13 protein-coding genes and 2 pseudogenes are annotated in these 16185 nt (G+C 62.3%); 6 read left to right on the top strand and 9 right to left on the bottom strand.

Translation table 11 applies throughout. The annotated features are described in order from the left end of the window. Window positions 1-54 precede the first annotated feature (54 nt). Together ACHMXK_RS08665 and ACHMXK_RS08660 are read left to right on the top strand one after the other, a co-directional pair. On the top strand, window positions 55-540 hold the full coding sequence (locus ACHMXK_RS08665) for a TRAP transporter small permease (RefSeq protein WP_397439463.1): 486 nt from the start codon (window positions 55-57) through the stop codon (window positions 538-540). Beyond that, window positions 537-1829: a TRAP transporter large permease gene (locus ACHMXK_RS08660; RefSeq protein WP_397439461.1), complete on the top strand. Its 1293-nt coding sequence runs from the start codon at window positions 537-539 to the stop codon at window positions 1827-1829. Before ACHMXK_RS08665 ends, ACHMXK_RS08660 begins: the two co-directional genes overlap by 4 nt. Here ACHMXK_RS08660 and ACHMXK_RS08655 read toward each other — a convergent pair. From ACHMXK_RS08655 to ACHMXK_RS08645, 3 genes and pseudogenes are all read right to left on the bottom strand, one after another. Then, window positions 1819-3096 carry a mechanosensitive ion channel family protein gene (locus ACHMXK_RS08655; RefSeq protein ID WP_397439460.1) on the bottom strand — a complete coding sequence of 426 codons (1278 nt, stop codon included), beginning with the start codon at window positions 3094-3096 and terminating at the stop codon, window positions 1819-1821. The two genes, ACHMXK_RS08660 and ACHMXK_RS08655, sit on opposite strands and share 11 nt — an antisense overlap. Next, window positions 3084-3869, bottom strand: coding sequence for an enoyl-CoA hydratase (locus ACHMXK_RS08650; RefSeq protein WP_397439458.1), 786 nt, complete (start codon window positions 3867-3869; stop codon window positions 3084-3086). The genes ACHMXK_RS08655 and ACHMXK_RS08650 overlap by 13 nt, the downstream gene beginning before the upstream one ends. Window positions 3870-3889: 20 nt before the next feature. After that, window positions 3890-4844 (bottom strand): annotated as a pseudogene (locus tag ACHMXK_RS08645) (histone deacetylase family protein). A 29-nt stretch (window positions 4845-4873) separates the two neighbouring features. On the opposite strand from ACHMXK_RS08645, the gene ACHMXK_RS08640 reads away from it, so the two are divergent. The 4 genes and pseudogenes from ACHMXK_RS08640 (at window position 4874) to mltB (ending at window position 10712) form a co-directional block, all read left to right on the top strand. Continuing rightward, window positions 4874-5794 (top strand): AAA family ATPase, encoded by a 921-nt coding sequence (locus ACHMXK_RS08640; protein ID WP_397439456.1) that lies wholly within the window; start codon window positions 4874-4876, stop codon window positions 5792-5794. Continuing rightward, on the top strand, window positions 5791-6891 hold the full coding sequence (locus ACHMXK_RS08635; protein WP_397439455.1) for a DUF58 domain-containing protein: 1101 nt from the start codon (window positions 5791-5793) through the stop codon (window positions 6889-6891). The genes ACHMXK_RS08640 and ACHMXK_RS08635 overlap by 4 nt, the downstream gene beginning before the upstream one ends. Window positions 6892-7496: 605 nt before the next feature. Beyond that, window positions 7497-9504, top strand: a pseudogene (locus ACHMXK_RS08630) (transglutaminaseTgpA domain-containing protein). Between the two features lie 86 nt (window positions 9505-9590). Beyond that, window positions 9591-10712, top strand: coding sequence for a lytic murein transglycosylase B (mltB, locus tag ACHMXK_RS08625; protein WP_397439453.1), 1122 nt, complete (start codon window positions 9591-9593; stop codon window positions 10710-10712). A gap of 616 nt (window positions 10713-11328) precedes the next feature. Here the strand turns inward: mltB and ACHMXK_RS08620 are convergent. The 6 genes from ACHMXK_RS08620 to ACHMXK_RS08595 form a co-directional block, all read right to left on the bottom strand. Then, window positions 11329-12063, bottom strand: coding sequence for a hypothetical protein (locus tag ACHMXK_RS08620; protein WP_397439451.1), 735 nt, complete (start codon window positions 12061-12063; stop codon window positions 11329-11331). Between the two features lie 290 nt (window positions 12064-12353). Beyond that, on the bottom strand, window positions 12354-13175 hold the full coding sequence (locus ACHMXK_RS08615; protein WP_397439450.1) for a transglutaminase domain-containing protein: 822 nt from the start codon (window positions 13173-13175) through the stop codon (window positions 12354-12356). Between the two features lie 190 nt (window positions 13176-13365). Continuing rightward, window positions 13366-14325, bottom strand: coding sequence for an alpha-E domain-containing protein (locus tag ACHMXK_RS08610; protein WP_397439448.1), 960 nt, complete (start codon window positions 14323-14325; stop codon window positions 13366-13368). A gap of 15 nt (window positions 14326-14340) precedes the next feature. Beyond that, window positions 14341-14502: an alpha-E domain-containing protein gene (locus ACHMXK_RS08605; RefSeq protein WP_372827379.1), complete on the bottom strand. Its 162-nt coding sequence runs from the start codon at window positions 14500-14502 to the stop codon at window positions 14341-14343. After that, window positions 14492-14680 (bottom strand): alpha-E domain-containing protein, encoded by a 189-nt coding sequence (locus tag ACHMXK_RS08600; protein ID WP_397439445.1) that lies wholly within the window; start codon window positions 14678-14680, stop codon window positions 14492-14494. The genes ACHMXK_RS08605 and ACHMXK_RS08600 overlap by 11 nt, the downstream gene beginning before the upstream one ends. Window positions 14681-14696: 16 nt before the next feature. Beyond that, window positions 14697-16184 carry a circularly permuted type 2 ATP-grasp protein gene (locus ACHMXK_RS08595; RefSeq protein ID WP_397439443.1) on the bottom strand — a complete coding sequence of 496 codons (1488 nt, stop codon included), beginning with the start codon at window positions 16182-16184 and terminating at the stop codon, window positions 14697-14699. Window position 16185 lies beyond the last annotated feature (1 nt).

Genomic DNA, 16185 nt, shown 5'->3' with positions numbered 1-16185 from the left:
CAGCGCGGCCTCATGCCCATGAGGCCGCGCTTTTTATTGATCGAGGCACACAGATTGAACAAGCTCATTGAAACCGTGTGCGGCCTGCTGGCCGCCGCCGCCCTGTTCGCCATCATGGCGCTAACTTTTTTTGACGTGGGCGGGCGCAAATTGTTTTCCAACTCCATCACGGGCTCACTCGAACTCACGGAACTGCTGATGGTGGTGGTGATTTTTGCGGCCTTGCCGCTGGTGTCGCTGCGCGGCGAACATGTGGTCTTCGATTCGCTGGACCATTACCTGCCCGAGACGGTACGCAAGTTCCAGCGCGCCTTGATGCACGGCCTGTGCGCGGCGGCCTTGCTGGGCCTGGGCTGGCTGATGTGGGATACCGGCGGCCAATACCTGGAGACCGGCGAAACCACCGCCCAGTTGAAAATCCTGAAAGCCCCGTTTATGTACGGCATGGCGGTCTTGTGCGGGGTGGCCGGCTTGATTCATCTGGGCTTTGTGTTCCGGCCCGCGGCGGATCAACAAGCCGGCGAAGGGGCCACCCTGTGACCGCCGCCCTGCTTGGTTTTGCCGCCATTTTTATCCTGGCGCTGATGCGCCTGCCACTGGCTTTTGCCATGGGCCTGGTCGGCATCGTCGGTATGGGCCTGACACGCGGCTGGCACCCGGCCCTGGCCAGCACGGCCCAGGTCGTGCATGAGACCGGTTTTGCCTACACCTTGTCGGTCATCCCGCTGTTTATCCTGATGGGCAATTTTGTGGCCCGGGCCGGGCTGGCCCATGAGCTGTTTCATGCGGCCTACGCCTTCATCGGTCACCTGCGCGGCGGCCTGGCCCATGCCACCATCGCCGCCTGCGCCGGTTTTGGTGCCATCTGCGGCTCGTCGATCGCCACCGCCGCCACCATGAGCAAGGTGGCTTATCCGTCCATGAAAAAACTGGGTTACAGCGACTCGTTGTCCACCGGCGTGATTGCTGCCGGCGGTACCCTGGGCATCATGATTCCACCGTCGACCATCATGGTGATTTACGGCATCGTCACGGAAACCAATATCGGCAAGCTGTTTGCGGCCGGCGTGATTCCCGGCATCCTGACCGCCCTGCTGCTGATGATCGCCGTGTTATTCATGACCTATCTGGACCCGGACCACGCACCGGCCGGAGAAAAATCCAGCTGGCCAACACGCTGGAAAGCCGTACGCGGCATCTGGGGCGTGTTGCTGCTGGTGGTGCTGGTGCTGGGCGGCATTTATGGCGGCATTTTCACCGCTACCGAAGGTGCGGGCATAGGTGCGGCAGGCGCCTTTTTGTTTGCGCTGGCGCGGCGCCGGCTGAGCTACAAAACCACGCTGGAGGTGTTGGTGGAGTCGGCCCGCACCACGGCCATGTTGTTCACCCTGCTGATCGCGGCCACCATTTTTGCCAACTTTGTGAACTTCACCTCCATGCCCAACGACCTGAAGGAGTGGATCACCCACCTGGGCCTGTCGCCGCTGATGGTGGTCGCTGCCATGATGGCGATTTATGTGCTGCTGGGCACGGTGATGGAAGAACTGACCATGGTGCTGCTGACCATTCCACTGTTTTTCCCCATCGTGGTGTCGCTGGGTTTTGATCCGGTCTGGTTTGGCGTCTTGATCGTGATGGTCATCCAGATCGGGCTGATCTCGCCGCCCGTGGGCATGAACCTGTTTGTGCTCAATACCTTGCTGCCCAAGGTCGGGCTGGGCAAGATATTCCGCGGGGTCTGGCCTTTTGTGTTCATGCAGGTGGTGGCGCTGGGGATTTTGTTGTCCTTCCCCTCGCTCAGCCTCTGGCTGCCTTCGTTTATGAAGTAGTACGCTGCAGCAGGACGCTGGGTGCACGTATGCTGATGCCGTTCTCGCGCAGCGACTGCAAAACAATCAGGTTGATGCGTGAACGCAGCGCCAGCGCGCCGCTTTCCGGGCTGGTGATCGAATAAGTCAGGGTAAATTCCAGGCCCTCGGCGCCAAAGCCGGACAAGGCCGCATACGCAGCCGGTTCGCGCAACACGCGGTCCTGCCGGTTCGCAGCTTCAACCAGCAACCGCATCACCAGGTCCACATCGCTGTCATAAGCCACCGACACCACCGTGGTCTGCGCCGCAAAGGGATCGGCACGCGACAGGTTCTCCACCCGGTTGATGATCAACATTTCATTGGGCACGATGGACTCGCGACCATTGAGGGCCCGGATCACGGTGTAACGCGCATTGATGTCGGTGATGCGGCCTTCGTAGTTGTCCACCTTGACGTTGTCGCCTATGCGCAACTGGCGCTCCGCCAGGATGACAAAACCGCTGACATAGTTGGATGCCAGTTTTTGCAGGCCAAAACCCACACCCACACCAATGGCACCACCCAGCACCGACAAGGCGGTCAGGTCAATCCCCACGGCCGACAAGGCAATCAGCAGACCCACAAACATCAGCAACACCCGTGTGGCGTTGCTCAAGGCCTTGCGCAGCGACAACTGGCCGCCAGTCGCCGAGCGGAGCAGGCGCCGCTCGATCGCCGAGGAAATCCACAAGGCGATGATCAGCACAATGCCGGCCGTGAGCGCACCTTCGAGCAAGGTGCGCACCGACATGGTGGAATTACCGACTTTCCAGCGGATGTCGTCCAGTTCGTCCAGCAACAGCGGCAACAGGTCGCTGACCCAGAGCACCATCGCCAGCCAGGCGACCCAGGAAATGCTGCGTTCAAGCACCCGCACAAAAGGCGCGTCGGCAAACACCACCTGCAGCACTTTCACGCCCAGGCGAATCACCGCCAGCGCCACCAGCACCGGCATGGCGATCTTGAAAACCGCCAGCGGCAACCAGCGCGCCAGCAAGAGGAAAGACAGGTAAGTCAGGGACAGCAGCAAGAGCGGAAACATCACGCCGTCGATGATTTTTCGGCCAAACCAGATGGAGTGTTCGTCAACCTTGCCCGCGGCCCGGCGCACCAGCCAGACCAGCGCCCAGGCGGCGCCCACACACAGGGCCAACACAGCCAGCTCGGCCAGCGCGCTGGGCTGGGCCATGGCGCTGAGCCAACTGTTGAGGTCGTCAATCCGGACGCTGGGTTTCACCGCGACCATTGCGGCGCCCTTTTGTCGATGAAGGCCTGCACGCCCTCCTGCGCCACGGCATGCACCATGTTGCAAGCCATGGCCTGGCCGGCCAGTTGGTAGGCGGCCGCCACGCCGGTTTCACGCTGCTGGTAAAAAAGCGCCTTGCCGATGGCAATCGCTTCGCGCGGTTTGGCCAAAATGGATTGCAGCAACTGCTCGATCTCGGCATCCAGCGCCTCCAGCGGCACCACGCGGTTGACCAGGCCACGCACACGGGCTTCTTCTGCCGTGATGAAGCCACCGGTCAGCAACATTTCCATAGCCTGCTTGGCCGGAATGTTGCGCACCAGCGGCACGCTGGGCGTGGCGCAAAACAGGCCCACATCGATGCCGTTGACACCAAAACTGGCGTCGTTGCTGGCCACGGCCAGGTCACATTGCGCCACCAGCTGGCAGCCGGCCGCCGTGGCCACACCCTGCACCCGGGCCAGCACCGGCACCGGCAGGTTCTGGATGGACAACATCATGCGTGTGCACTGGGCAAACAGCTTCTGGTAATAGGCCAGCTCGGGCTGGGCCCGCATTTCCTTGAGGTTGTGGCCGGCGCAAAAGGCCTTGCCCTCTGCGGCCAACACCACGATGCGGGCGTCCGGGTCTTGGGCCACCGCGTCCAGCGCGGCCTGCAAGGCCGCCAGCATTTCTTCGCTCAGGGTGTTGTAACTCGCGGCGCGGTTCAGCGTCAGCCAGTTCACGCCGCGTTCATCACGTGTATGCAACACGGGGGCTGATAAATTTTCCATGGCAAGGTCCAAAAAACAGATTACAAATCGGCCAACACACGAATGTGCGCTTCCACGCTGCGCGCCAGCGCGCCCAGGTTGTAGCCGCCTTCCAGCGAGGACACGATGCGGCCCTGGGCGTGACGTTTGGCAACGTCCTTGATACGCTGGGTGATCCAGGCGTAGTCCTGCTCGTTCAGGTTCATCTGGCCCAGGTCATCGTCGCGGTGCGCATCAAAGCCGGCGCTGATAAAAATCATTTGCGGCTTGAAGGCTTCCAGACGTGGCATCCACGCGATGTCTATCAGCTCGCGCACCTGCTGGCCTTTGGTGTAAGCCGGCACCGGCAGATTCACCATGTTGTTGGCCAATATGTCGGCGCCCGAGTAGGGATAAAACGGGTGCTGGAAAAAGCTGACCATCAGGATGCGGTCGTCGCCGCGAATGATGTCTTCCGTGCCGTTGCCGTGGTGCACGTCGAAATCCACAATCGCCACCCGCTCCAGGCCGTGGCGCTCCAGCGCGTATTTGGCGGCGACCGCGATGTTGTTGATAAAACAAAAGCCCATGGCCTTGTCATGGCAGGCGTGGTGACCCGGCGGACGCACCGCGCAAAAAGCATTCTCGATCTCGCCGGCCATCACCGCATCGGTGGCGGCCAGCGAGGCCCCAGCGGCGCGCAAAAACCGCGTTCCAGGTGTGGACGTTGAGCGCGGTGTCGGGGTCGATCTGCGCATATTTGGGCCCACCGGCCCGCAGGTCGTCGGCCAGCTGGCTGCCCAGGCCGCGTATGGCGGCAATCATCATGCGGTCGTGGCCTAATTCCAGGTCACCCAGGGAGGCCAGCGGCGCTTCGCGCCGCTGCAAAACGTCGCCAACACCCGACATCAGCAGGCGGTCCTCGATGGCATCCAGCCGCTCCGGGCACTCGGGATGACCCGGCCCCATTTCATGTTTTCGGCAATCCGGATGGGTGAAATAAGCAGTGGCATTCATAGCGAAAATTTTGCGGTAAGGTTGGTGGCATGAACGCGAAACAAAAAATTCAGACCTTATTGAATCAGCTTAACACGGTCATTGTTGGCAAAAGCGCCCAGGTTCAGGACTGTGTGGCCTGCCTGCTGGCCGGTGGCCATTTGTTGATCGAAGACGTGCCTGGCGTCGGAAAAACCACGCTGGCGCATGCCTTGTCGCGTTCCTTCGGGCTGCAGTTTTCACGCGTGCAGTTCACTGCCGACCTGATGCCCAGCGACCTGACGGGCGTGTCGATTTATGAGCGCCAGAAGGAAAGTTTTGTGTTCCATCCCGGGCCGGTGTTTGCCCAGGTGTTGCTGGCCGACGAGATCAACCGGGCCAGCCCGCGCACACAAAGCGCGCTGCTCGAAGCCATGGAAGAAAAACAGGTCACGGTGGAAGGCGAAACTAGGCCCCTGCCCATCCCGTTTTTTGTGATTGCGACGCAAAATCCGCACGACCAGCTGGGCACATACGCCCTGCCCGAGTCTCAGCTGGACCGTTTTCACATGCGGATTTCGCTGGGTTACCCGGACCGCGCCGCCGAACGGGAACTGCTCAGCGGCAGCGACCGCCGCGACATGGTGGACAAACTGGACACCTTGCTGATGCCGCATGACTTGCTGGAACTGCAGCAGCAGGTCTTGCACGTGCATGCCGCGGAGCCCTTGCTGAACTACCTGCAGGACCTGATCGCCGCCACCCGTTCGGGCCGCTGGTTCCTCCAGGGCCTGAGCCCGCGCGCCGGCATTGCGGTGATGCGCGCGGCCCGTGCCCAGGCCTTTTTAAGCGGTCGTGATTACGTTGCGCCCGACGACATCGTGGCCATCCTGCCGCAAACCGCCGCCCACCGCTTGGTCCCGGTGACGGATGCCGGACGCGGCTCGGTGGAGCAGGTGCGCGCCATGCTTGAGGCCGTGCCTCTGCCATGAAGCCTCCGGCAGGAAGAGAAAATGCGAGCAACGTGGCAAGGCAATTTCCCGCCGGGCCGCCCCAAGGGAAATTAGCCCCCTCGGGGGGCAGCGCAGTACGCGAAGCGACCAGCGTGGGGGCCACATTCCTGCGCGGTCGCTTCCAGCAGTGGTGGCAAAGCCGCCTGCCGCTGAGCGACAGCGTGGTGTTGACCCAGCGCAACGTGTATATCCTGCCCACCCGGCCCGGCCTGATGCTGGCTCTCACCTTGCTGGTGTTGCTGGTCGCGGCCATCAACTACCAGTTGAACCTGGGTTATCTGCTGACCTTTTTGCTGGCCGGCAGCGCCGTGGTGGGCATGCATGTGTGCCACGCCACCCTGCGCGGGCTTGCCATGAATTTGATAGCGCCTCCCGCCCAGTTTGCGGGGGCTCTGGCTATTTTTGATATCAAACTCACGAACAACAGGCGCGCCACCCGCCATGCCATCGGTCTCAGTGTGCTGGATACGCTAGGCGACCCGGGCGCTCGGCACTGGGCCTGGACCGATGTGCCGGCGCAAAACAGCAGCACCGTGCAAGTGGCCTTCACGCCGCGCCGCCGCGGCCAGCACCCCCTGCCCACCTTGACCGCCGAAACCCGTTTCCCGCTGGGCACATTTCGCGTCTGGACCATCTGGCGTCCTGCCGCGCAGATTCTGGTCTACCCGAGACCAGAGCTGCAAGCCCCACCCCTGCCGCCGGGCGAACCGCGCGCGGGCGGTGCTGCGGCGGCGGCCCGGGTGCCCAGCAGCGGCGACTTCGACAACATCCGCAACTACCGCCGCGGCGACCCGCTCAAACTGGTGGTCTGGAAAAAAGCCGCCAAGGCCGATGAGCAGGGCAACGGCCTGGTGGTGCGTGACGCCCAACAAGCCCAGCGCCATGAACTCTGGCTGGATTTTGTGCAGGCCGGCTCGCTGGATACCGAAGCCAGGCTCTCGCGCCTGTGCGCCTGGGTGTTGCAGGCTGATCAGTTTGGCCTGCGTTATGGCTTGCGCTTGCCGGGTTTGCTGATCAAGCCTGCCAGTGGGGAGGCGCATAAGCGGCAATGTTTGGAGGCGCTGGCTTTATGTTGAGTTTTGTTGAGGCCGTCTCTGATTTGAGTGCTTGTGGTTTGCCTGCAAGCCGGGTCTCGCCCCGGCGGGCGACTTACTTTTCTTTGCTTCGCCAAAGAAACCTAAGGAAAAGAAAGGCGACCCGACTGTCTGGGTCCCTTCGCTGCGCTACGGGCAACCTGCGGTGCTCGTCAAAAGCGGGGTCGAGCTCGAACTCGGCTTCGCCTCAGACAATCGCTCGCCCTGATCCGCTTTTGCCTGTGCTCCTCGGCCCAGCCAAACGGGCTTGGGGGAAGAATACGGATGCGGGGAGACGAGGACGCGCAAAGCGCGTCCTCGTCGGAGTCCGGTTTCGGTACCCGCTCCCCCACCCCTTCTGTCTGCGCCGAGGAGCACAGGGCCAGCCGGATCAGGGCGAGCGATTGTCTGAGCGCAGCGAGTTCGAGCTCGGCCCCGGCTGGACCGAGCACCGCAGGTTTCCCCCGTAGCGACAGCGAAGGGGGACGCAGACAGCAGGGTCGCCTTTTCTTTTGCTTACTTTTCTTTTGGCGACGCAAAAGAAAAGTGAGTTGCCGCCGGGCAACCCCCGGCCAACCGGCGCAACCCTCCTCAGGACCGGGCAAAGAATGTTAGCCCGCCTCAACACCCTGCCCCGCGACACCCGCGACACGCTGTTCCTGCTGACCGTCATCGCCTGGGTACTGCTGCCGCAAGTCAATGAATTGCCGCTGTGGTGCAGCGCCCTGGCCACCGGCATGTTGTTCTGGCGCGGCAAGCTGGCCCTACACAACCAGGCGCTGCCCAACAAATGGTGGCTGCTGGGTCTGCTGGCCCTGGCTGTGGGCGCCACATGGCTGACCCACAAAACACTGCTGGGCCGCGACGCCGGGGTCACGCTGATTGTGATGTTGCTGGCACTCAAAACGCTGGAGATGCGCGCCAGGCGGGATGCCTTCGTGATTTTTTTCCTGAGCTTTTTCACCATGCTCACCAACTTCTTTTATTCCCAGTCGCTGCTGACGGCGTTCAGCATGTTGCTGGGCCTCTTGGGTTTGTTGACGGCGCTGGTCAATGCGCACATGCCTGTGGGCAAACCGCCGCTGCGCCAGGCCGCCCAAGCCGCCGGCTGGATGGCGCTGCTGGGAGCGCCTGTGATGGTGGTGCTGTTTCTGCTGTTCCCGCGTCTGGCGCCGCTGTGGGGGATTCCCAGCGATGCCATGACAGGACGCAGCGGCTTGTCGGCCAGCATGCAAGTCGGCAACATCGCCAGCCTGGCGCTGGACGACAGCATTGCCATGCGTGTGAAGTTCGAGGGCGCGCCGCCCGCGCAGCGCGACCTGTATTTCCGCGGCCCGGTGTTGACGACCTTCGATGGCCGCGAATGGCGACCGCTGCAGCCGCGGCTGGGTTCGGGGTTTTATCCGGCCGCAAGGTGTGTCGCAGCTACAGGTCTTCGGCACGCCCGTGCGTTATGAAGTGACCCTGGAGCCGAACAGCCGTCCCTGGCTCCTGGTGTTGGACGCTACCCCGCGCGCGCCGGTGAGTCCGGCGCTGGAAACCCTGGGCACGTCCGAGCTGCAATGGATAGCCACACGGCCGGTCACCGACTTGCTGCGTTACCAGGCCGAGAGTTATTTCCAGTTTCGTTATGGCCCGCAGACCAGTGCCGCCGCGCTGCCGCCGCAATACCTCGAACTGCCGGCCAACTTCAATCCGCGCACGCTGGCGCTGGCGGCGGAACTGATGCGCGGCAACCCTGCCGGGCCGGCCGACAAGGCGACGCTGGTGCAAGCGGCCATCAAACGCTTGCAGACCGGCGGCTACACCTACACGCTGGAGCCCGGCGTCTACGGCCAGCACACGGCCGATGAATTCTGGTTTGACCGCAAGCAAGGTTTTTGCGAACACATCGCCTCAGCCTTTGTGGTGTTGATGCGCGCCATGGGCATTCCGGCGCGTATCGTCACCGGCTACCAGGGCGGCGAGCTCAACGGTGTGGACGGCTTTTGGGTGGTGCGGCAGGCCGATGCCCACGCCTGGGCCGAGGTCTGGCTGGCCGGCCAGGGCTGGGTGCGCGTCGACCCCACCTCGGTCGTGGCCCCCGGGCGCACCGGCGCTTTCCAGAGGCTGGCGGCGCCGCAAGGGCTGGTCGGTCAGGCGCTGGGCAGCTTCAGCCCGACCTTGGCAGCGCGGCTGCGGGCCACTTGGGAGGCGGTCAACAACGGCTGGAACCAGTGGGTGCTCAATTACACCCAGAGCAAACAGCTCAACCTGCTCAAAAATCTCGGTTTTTCGTCGTCGAGCTGGGAAGACCTCAGTTATGTGCTGATAGGCCTGGTGGTGCTGCTGAGTTTGGGCGGTGCCGGCTGGGCCTGGTGGGAACGTGTGCAACACGACCCCTGGCTGCGCCTGCTGGCCAGCGCCCGCCAACAACTGGCCCGCGCCGGTCTGGCCAGCCAGGCCGCGAGTTCACCGCGCCAGTTGGCGCAACAGGTCTTGCAAAGACAAGGCGCCCAGGGTCAGGCCATACACGACTGGCTGCTGCAACTCGAAGCGCAGCGTTACGCCAACCAGGCCGACACCAGCCTGGCGCAACTCAAAAAACAATACCGGCAACTGCGCTGGCCAGGCTGATTTTTTCAGCCCCGGGCGCGTACTGGTTTACGCTTGTGGCCCTAGGGTTGTTTTCCGCCTCATTTTTTCAGGACCTGTCTTCTCGCATGATCGCTTCTTCATTCTTCAGGCTGGCTGCTGGCCGCCTTTTGCTCGCTCCTCTTTTGATAGCTATCTGCGCAGGCACGGCGGGGGCTAACCCACAAAAAGACTCAAAACTCAAAAAAACAGCCAACCGACCCGCGGCCACACAGGGGCCGGCTTACGCCAGCCGTCCCGAGGCCATGCGTTTCGCCGACGACCTGGCGGCCAGGCGCGATCTGGATGTGCAATGGGTGCGCCAGGTCATAGGCCAGGCGCGTTTTAACCCCACCGTGGTCCGGCTGATGCAGCCTCCCGCCAAAACATTCACCAAAAACTGGCGCGTCTACCGCAGCCGTTTTATCGACCCGGTGCGTATCGCGGCCGGCGTGAAGTTCTGGCAGGACAACCAGGCCAGCCTGGCCCGTGCTGAAAACGAATACGGCGTGCCGGCCGAGATCATCGTCGGCATCATCGGCGTGGAAACCATTTATGGCCGTGACACCGGCAGCTTCCGGGTACTGGACGCCCTGGCCACGCTGGCTTTTGACTTCCCTGCGTCGCACCCGCGCGCGGCCGAGCGCAGCGAATTTTTCAAGGGCGAAATCGAGCAGTTCTTGAGCCTGCAAAGCCGGCAGAATACCGACCCGATGCTCCCACGCGGCAGTTTTGCCGGCGCCATGGGCATGCCGCAGTTCATGCCTTCGAGCTGGGTCAAATACGCGGTGGACTTTGACGGCGACGGCAAGGTCGACCTCTGGAACAGTCCCAGCGACGTGATTGGTTCGGTCGCCAATTATTTCAAGGCCTTCAACTGGCAGCCCGGCATGCCCACGCATTACCCGGTCAGTTTTGACAACAGCCGCCTTGACATGGACGCCCTGATGGCGCCCGACATCTTGCCGACCTTTAGCGTCGCCAGTTTCACGGCCAAGGGCGCGGTGCTGGAAGGTGCGGCGCTGCAACACAGTGGGCCGCTGGCGCTGGTGGAATTGCTCAATGGTGATCCAGACAAAGGCGGCGGCGCACCCGTGTATGTCGCCGGTACCGAAAATTTCTACGCCATCACGCGTTACAACTGGAGCAGTTATTACGCCATGGCGGTGATTGAGTTGGGGCGTGAGGTGAAGGCGCGGCTGGCGCCGTAAATTCGCGCGGATTCAATGCAAAGTCCGCCCCCCACGCATCTTGCGCAACTGGCCTTTAGCGGCGGCAGAAAATGATCAAACTCAGTTGGGTGAATTGTCTGGAACAACCAGCAACCAGCCGCTAGCGCAACTTTGAATCTCGGGGTAATAACCACTCGGGTCAGGGCAGTAATAACTGTCGTTCACGACAGGCGCCACATAGGCTGGCGAAGGCTGCCCAATGTACAAAGGCGGAGCGTAATAAGGCGGCCAGAAAAAAGGCCCTCCTATGACAATGACGCCGACAGACCGATGAAAATGGGCGGGCCTGCCAACCCCCTGGGCGTGCCCAAACCCATGATGCACAAATCCCTGGTGCGACCCCATGCCCCCACGGCCATGCGCCGCAGCCAAACCCATGCCCGCTGCCCCTATCAGCGCGACGATTGCAAGCCATGAAACCACAGCTTTCTTCACAGCAACACCTTTGACGCTTATCGCCTTTTAAGCGCTTGTTCGACTGACACACCCTCGCCCCACTGGGGTTGGATACGGTTCTCCGAAGACGGTTCCCTGAACGACCGATGCACATCCGTGAGGCGGAAACCCTGAACCGGCATCCGCCGGCCCTGCACCGTCATTCCGCGAAGCGCACGCCGGGGAAGATGCCGGAGAGCCAGGACCGGTGCGGGGAAATCCGGGTGAACCAGGATTCCTCGCCATAATTCGCCGTCCCCGAGCCATTGGAGTTGACCACCACCAGCACCCAACGCCCGGGGACGGGCTGCATCCACGCGGAGCCCCCGCTGTCGCCCGAGCCCAGCAAGCCGACCAGGCGCGTCGCGGGTTTGGCCGCACCACCATACGGGTTCGGCAGGCTGCCGTCTTCCCTGGGCAGGTAAATGCCCAGGTAGTTGCCGCCGTCACCCAGGCGCTGCAAGGGTTTGGCTGGCGCCACCCATTGGTCCACCACACCCTGCGCTGCCGCCTTGTCGGAACCGCGGTAGAACCTGTCCTTCTCGCCGGTGGAGCCTATGCCGCGACTGCCAAAACCGACAAAGGTGATCAACTGACTGGCCTCCGCCTGGCCGCCGTACAGCAGCGGCGGCACACCCGCACCCGACAAGGGCGCAGGCAAACGCAACACCACCAGGTCAAAACCCGTGCGTGTGTCGGTATCGCCATTCCATTGCGGGTGTACCCAGATCCGGTCCGGCTGCAGGATGCGGCCATCCGGCGAACGAACCGCATAGGCCTCGGGTTTGGCCGGCAGTTCGTAAATGTGGGCCGAGGTCAGGATGTAAGCGTGTTTGTCATCGTTGCCAAGCCAGGTGCCTGACGCCTCACCCCAGGTTTCCCCATCGGTGGACAACGCCAGGACAGGGCGAAATTGCGGCTGCGCCGCCGGCCGCAGATGCGCCCGAAACCCGCCGATTCCCGCCCCTTGGCGCCGCCCTCCTCGCGCCAGGTCGAATCCAGAATGGTCACGGCGCCGGCCGACAGGGTCAGCAGGGACAAAACCGCCCCCAGCGCCAGGACAAGTTTTTTGCAGCCAGCTTGGCGGCGGGCGCGGTCATCGGGTTGCATGCAGGTCGTTGACAAAAGGGGAATTGATTTTCCACAAAGCATAAAGGCTTCAGCCGCCAGCGTGGCCAAGCCTGTTCAGACCGGCACGATGGTGATGTCCACCGTCATGCTTTCTTCCCCACCGCCCTGCCGCACCCCCTTGATGGGCGGGCAGGCGTTGTAGTCGGTGCCCATGGCCAGGCGCACATGGCGCTCGTCGATCAGGCAACTGTGGGTCACGTCTATGCTGACCCAGCGGCGTGTGGCCACATCCAGACACACATCACACCAGGCATGGCTGGCCAGGTCGGGTTCGTTGGCGGCGTAAAAATAACCGCTGACATAACGCGCCGGAATTCCCAGGCTGCGGCAGATCGCCACCATCACATGGGCCTGGTCCTGGCACACACCAGCCCCCGCCTCAAATGCCTGCAGCGCCGTGGTGGTGACATTGGTGCTATTTTTTCGATAGCTGACTGCGCCCGCCACACCTTGGCTAAGAGCCAAAAGCATGCCCAAATCGACACGACCGGCTGTTGCCGGCGCGGTGACAAAGCCACGGCCGAACTCGGCCAGGCGGGCATGGGGCGCGGCCAGCGCGGTGGAACGCAGGAAAAAAGCCGGGTGAGGCATCGTGTCCGCATCGGTGAACTCGGCGACGCCGAAAGTTTCCACATCGCCTGCGGCGTTCACCAGGCTCCAGCGCACGTTGTCCGCGACCTGGCCGACAAAGGTGTAGGAATGAACGCTGTTGCCAAACGCGTCGTGTTGCTCAAACAGTTGTTCGGGCGCGCCCAGGCTCCAGAAATGCACGGTTTGCGCCGGCCCTGACTGCGGCGTGAGCCACATCGTTTGCACCGCGTAACGCAGCGGCTCGGTGTAGCGGTAATCAGTAGTGTGTTTGACGTGCAGCTTCATGACATACGAGCCCCCACGTTCGCTCGCTGCGCGTAGCTCTCTGCCCCCCGGGGGGGCCGTCGCTTGCTCGGGGCGGCCCTTCGCTGCGCGGTTACCCCCACGTTCGCTCGCTGCGCGTAGCTCTCTGCCCCACTAGGGGGCTGGCCTTGCTTGGGGCGGCCCGGCGCGGCGGCCGTGGCGTGCTCATCGTTCACGTGGTCGCCGGCATCAAAAAATCACGGCTGATGGCCGCGCCCAGCGCATTGACGCGGTCCAGAAACTGCGTCAGGTAGGCGTGCAGGCCGGTGGCCAGAATTTCGTCGATGCGTGCGTATTGCAGATCGGCGCTGAGCTTGCCGGCGCGGCGCACCGTCTCGCAGGTCTGGTCGTCGGTCACCCGCGCCAGGTTGCTCACCACCTCTTGCAGACTGGCGGCCAGCGAACGCGGCATGTCGGCGCGCAAGATCAGCAGCTCGGCCACCCGTTCGGGCTTGATCACGTTGCGGTAGACCCGACGGTAAATCTCGAAGGCGCTGACACTGCGCAAAATCGCGCTCCAGTGGTAGAAATCGTACTCTTGGTCCTTCACGCTGGCGGTGCCATAAAAGTCGCTTTGCACGGCATGAAACTTCACGTCGACCAGGCGTGCCGTGTTGTCGGCGCGTTCCAGGAAGGTCCCCAGACGCATGAAATGCAGGGCCTCGTCCTGCAACATGGTGCCCACGGTGACACCGCGTGAGAGGTGTGAACGAAACTTGACCCACTCGAAAAACTGGCTCGGGTCACGCTCGAACTCGCCCTCACGCAACATGCGCAAGACCTCGAGGTAGGTCTGGTTTTGTGTTTCCCAGACTTCGGTGGTCAGGGTGCCTCTGACGGCGCGTGCATTTTCGCGCGCGTTTTTCAAACAGGAGATGATGCTGGAGGAATTTTTTTCGTCGCGCACCATGAAGTCCATCACGTCACGGGCATTGATCGCGCCGTATTTGGTTTCGTAGGCGTCCGACAGCTCGCTGATGCTCAGCAAGCCCTGCCAGCCGACCTGCGCCACCGCCGCCGATTGCGGCAACAGCGAGGTCTGGTAGTTGACGTCCAGCATACGCGCGGTGTTTTCGGCGCGTTCTGTGTAGCGGGACATCCAGAATAGGTGATCGGCGGTTCTAGATAACATTTTTTCTCCTTGGCCTCAAACACCGAAAGCGCTGGCGCGCTTTGCGTGTTTTGGTGATGACCTCACAAGCGCTGCGCGCAATTGATGAGTCATCCCCGCGAATGCCTGCGGCATGTCGCCGGCGCGTTCTGTGTAGCGGGACATCCAGAATAGGTGATCGGCGGTTCTAGATAACATTTTTTCTCCTTGGCCTCAAACACCGAAAGCGCTGGCGCGCTTTGCGTGTTTTGGTGATGACCTCACAAGCGCTGCGCGCAATTGATGAGTCATCCCCCGCGAATGCCTGCGGCATGTCGCCCGCACGCTCCGTGTAGCGGGACATCCAGAAAAGATGGTCGGCGGTTCTTGAAAGCATGTGGACTCCCTTACTGCTATGCCAGCGGCTGGCTTGGCGACAGACCCGATGTGTCGCCATCTTCCAGCACCCAGGTGTCCTTGGTGCCGCCCCCCTGCGAGGAGTTGACCACCAGCGAGCCGTCTTTCAGCGCCACGCGGGTCAGCCCGCCCGGCACCATCTGCACGGTTTTGCCGCTCAGCACAAAAGGCCGCAGGTCGATGTGGCGCGGCGCGATGCCGCTGTCGACATAGGTCGGGCAAGTCGACAGACTGAGTGTCGGCTGCGCGATGTAGCCGGCCGGGTTGGCCAGCACGGCTTTGCGAAAGTCCTCGATCTCGGCCTTGGTGGACGCCGGGCCGACCAGCATGCCGTAACCACCGGCACCATGCACTTCCTTGATCACCAGGTCTTTCATGTGGGCCAGGGTGTATTTGAGGTCCTCCGGGTTGCGGCACATATAGGTCGGCACATTGTTCAGAATCGGTTTTTCGCCAAGGTAGAACTCGATCATTTTCGGCACATAGGGATAGATGGACTTGTCGTCCGCCACCCCCGTGCCGATGGCGTTGCATAAGGCCACATTGCCGCTGCGGTAGACATTGAGCAGGCCGGCGCAGCCCAGCGTCGAGGTCGGCCGGAAGGCCAGCGGGTCGAGAAAATCATCATCCACGCGGCGGTAAATCACATCCACACGTTTGGGGCCGCGCGTGGTGCGCATGTACACAAAGTTGTCCTTCACAAACAGGTCTTGTCCTTCGACCAGCTCCACACCCATTTGTTGCGCCAGGAAGGCGTGTTCAAAATAGGCCGCGTTGTACATGCCGGGCGTCAGCACCACCACGGTCGGTTCGGCGCGGTGCGCCGGCGAATTGGCGCGCAGGGTCTCCAGCAACAAATCGGGGTAATGCGCCACCGGCGCCACGCGGTTTTCGCTGAACAGGTCGGGAAACAGCCGCATCATCATCTTGCGGTCTTCCAGCATGTAGCTGACGCCGCTGGGCACCCGCAGGTTGTCCTCCAGCACGTAATATTCGCCCTCGCCTTGCGCGTTGGGCGCGCGCACGATGTCGATGCCACTGATGTGCGAGTAGATGTTGCCGGGCACCTTCACGCCCATCATTTCAGGGCGAAACTGCGCGTTCTGGAAAATCTGCTCCGACGGGATCACGCCGGCCTTGACGATCTCCTGGCCGTGGTAGACGTCGTGGATAAAACGGTTCAACGCGGTGACACGTTGCACCAGGCCCAACTCCAATTTTTTCCATTCATGCGCCGGGATGATGCGAGGGATCAGGTCAAAGGGAATCAGCCTTTCGGTGCCGCCGGTGTCCAGGTTGCCGTCGTCCTTGTCGCCATAGACGGCAAACGTGATGCCAACCCGGCGGAAAATCATCTCCGCCTCGGCCCGCCTGGCCTGCATGACAGTCGCCGTCTGCCGCGCCAGCCAGCGCTGGTAACCCTGGTAGTGTTCACGCACCCCGCTATCGGCGGTATTCATCTCGTCAAACTTGAGTCGGCTCATC

Source organism: Polaromonas sp. UC242_47 (genome assembly GCF_044452385.1).
Lineage (GTDB): Bacteria > Pseudomonadota > Gammaproteobacteria > Burkholderiales > Burkholderiaceae_C > Polaromonas.
The sequence above is the reverse complement of the archived record's forward strand: the minus strand, read 5'-3'. Positions and strand labels throughout refer to the sequence as shown.

Excerpts from the sequence above, each read along its gene's own strand:
- ACHMXK_RS08635 (WP_397439455.1), top strand. The coding sequence starts at position 5,791 with ATGAAGCCTCCGGCAGGAAGAGAAAATGCGAGCAACGTGGCAAGGCAA.
- mltB (WP_397439453.1), top strand. The coding sequence starts at position 9,591 with ATGATCGCTTCTTCATTCTTCAGGCTGGCTGCTGGCCGCCTTTTGCTC.
- ACHMXK_RS08595 (WP_397439443.1), bottom strand. The coding sequence starts at position 16,184 with ATGAGCCGACTCAAGTTTGACGAGATGAATACCGCCGATAGCGGGGTG.
- ACHMXK_RS08610 (WP_397439448.1), bottom strand. The coding sequence starts at position 14,325 with ATGTTATCTAGAACCGCCGATCACCTATTCTGGATGTCCCGCTACACA.
- ACHMXK_RS08650 (WP_397439458.1), bottom strand. The coding sequence starts at position 3,869 with ATGGAAAATTTATCAGCCCCCGTGTTGCATACACGTGATGAACGCGGC.
- ACHMXK_RS08640 (WP_397439456.1), top strand. The coding sequence starts at position 4,874 with ATGAACGCGAAACAAAAAATTCAGACCTTATTGAATCAGCTTAACACG.
- ACHMXK_RS08615 (WP_397439450.1), bottom strand. The coding sequence starts at position 13,175 with ATGAAGCTGCACGTCAAACACACTACTGATTACCGCTACACCGAGCCG.
- ACHMXK_RS08655 (WP_397439460.1), bottom strand. The coding sequence starts at position 3,096 with ATGGTCGCGGTGAAACCCAGCGTCCGGATTGACGACCTCAACAGTTGG.
- ACHMXK_RS08600 (WP_397439445.1), bottom strand. The coding sequence starts at position 14,680 with ATGCTTTCAAGAACCGCCGACCATCTTTTCTGGATGTCCCGCTACACG.
- ACHMXK_RS08605 (WP_372827379.1), bottom strand. The coding sequence starts at position 14,502 with ATGTTATCTAGAACCGCCGATCACCTATTCTGGATGTCCCGCTACACA.